This is a genomic window from Puia sp. (genome assembly GCF_036500295.1).
Taxonomy (GTDB): domain Bacteria; phylum Bacteroidota; class Bacteroidia; order Chitinophagales; family Chitinophagaceae; genus Puia.
Genome location: NZ_DASYCH010000073.1, coordinates 1 through 2,048, shown reverse-complemented (window position 1 = coordinate 2,048; position 2,048 = coordinate 1). Strand labels below are relative to the sequence as shown.

2 protein-coding genes are annotated in these 2,048 nt (G+C 54.3%); both read left to right on the top strand.

All coding sequences use genetic code 11. The features are described 5' to 3' along the window. Nucleotides 1-202, top strand: a 202-nt coding sequence (locus tag VGM48_RS14725; protein WP_331580377.1) for a CocE/NonD family hydrolase C-terminal non-catalytic domain-containing protein, incomplete at its 5' end; no start/stop codon positions are given. 23 nt (nt 203-225) lie between these two features. Beyond that, nucleotides 226-2,048 (top strand): CocE/NonD family hydrolase (locus VGM48_RS14720; RefSeq protein ID WP_331580376.1); only part of this gene is annotated, 1,823 nt, incomplete at its 3' end.

Sequence of the window (2,048 nt, the reverse complement as noted above, 5' to 3'; positions counted from 1 at the left end):
GCCGGACGTTGCGCATACCTTCAAAAAAGGCCATCGCCTGATGATCCAGATCCAAAGCTCCTGGTTCCCGCTGGTGGACCGCAACCCGCAGAAATTCGTGGACATCTATACCGCCGATGACAGCGATTTCACAAAAGAAACCATCAAGGTCTACCATGACAGCGATCATCCGTCAAAGATCATCCTGCCGGTACTAAAATGATCCTGGTATGAAATAATCCTGGTATGAAACGGTATCTCTTTCTTTTTTTATTGCTTCCCTCCCTGTTGCCGGCCCAGGATCGCCGCCAACCGGATAATTTCGTAAAAGAAAATTACGACAAACAGGAAGTCGATATCCCCATGCGGGATGGCAAAAAACTCTATACGGCTATCTATTCGCCAAAAGATCACAGCCACCGCTATCCCTTTTTGATGGAGCGGACGCCCTATTCGGCCGGCCCCTATGGAGATACCCTCTACCGCCGGTCCCTGGGGCCCAACCGCGAGCTAATGCAGGAGAAATATATCTTCGTCTACCAGGACGTACGGGGCCGGTATATGAGCGAAGGCGAATTTCAGGAGATGACCCCGGCCAGGGAAGGAAAGAGATCCAAACAGGAAACCGATGAAAGCTCCGATACCTGGGATACGATCGACTGGCTTTTAAAAAACGCCAATAACAACAACGGCCGCGTCGGGATCTGGGGCGTCTCCTATCCCGGATTTTATGCCTCCGCCTCCCTGCCGGATGCACACCCCGCCCTCAAAGCCGTCTCCCCCCAGGCGCCCGTCACCGACGAATTCATCGGCGATGACGCCAATCACAACGGAGCCTTCTTCCTGCTCGATAATTTTGACTTCGACAACTTCTTCGACGTTCCACGCCCACAGCCGGTAAAAGACTATGGCCGCAATATCTTCAAGGCCGATATGAAAGACGACGCCTACCAGTTCTTCCTTGACCTCGGCCCGCTGAAAAACACCAATAACCCCGAATATTTCAACAACAAGGGAAAGATCTGGAACGAATACCTCGGCCACTCTACCTATGACGCCTATTGGAAAGCCCGGAATATCCGCACCCATCTGAAGAATATCCGCCCCGCCGTATTGGTGGTCGGCGGCTGGTTCGACGCGGAAGATATGTTCGGGTCGCTCAGAACCTATGAGGCCATCGAACGCCAATCCCCAAAGAACGACAACCATATCATCATGGGCCCGTGGACACACGGAGGCTGGGGCAGCGCAACCTGGAATAAGTTTGGCCCCCTCGACTTCGGACAAAACGTCAACGAATACTATCACAACATCGAAACAAAATTCTTCAACTTCTACCTAAAAGATAAGGACACCCTCTCCCTGCCCGAAGCAACTGTCTTCGAAACAGGCTCCAACAAATGGAAGACCTATTCCACCTGGCCCCCGGCGGACGCCAAACCAGTGAAGTTCTTCCTGCAGCCCTGCAACGGACTGTCCATAAAATTGCCCACGGCAAACACCGGCACACCCGCCGCCGCCTTCGACGAATACACCAGCGATCCGGCCCACCCGGTCCCCTATATCGACGGCATCCATGAACGGCGCGACAATCAATACATCGTCACCGACCAGCGCTTTGCCGCCCAACGACCGGATGTACTGGTCTACCGGGGCGCACCCTTAACGGAAGACCTGACGGTCACCGGCCGGATAAAAGCCGATATTTTTCTCTCTTCCTCCGGCACCGACGCCGACCTCATCGTCAAACTGATCGACGTCCTCCCCGCAAATGAAGAAGGCAGCACAGCAAAGCTGCCCGCCGGCTACCAACGCCTGGTAAGGGCCGAGGTCTTCCGCTGCAAATTCCGCAACAGCTTCGAAAAACCCGAACCACTCGTGCCGGGACAGGTGACGGAAGTGGCCTTCGATATCAATGAGGTCGATCATACCTTTAAAAAAGGACATCGCCTCATGGTACAGGTGCAGAGCAGTTGGTTCCACCTGGTGGACCGGAACCCCCAGACCTTCGTGAACATCCCCACCTGCACGGCGGCGGACTTCCAAAAGGCCAATATCCGCATCTACCA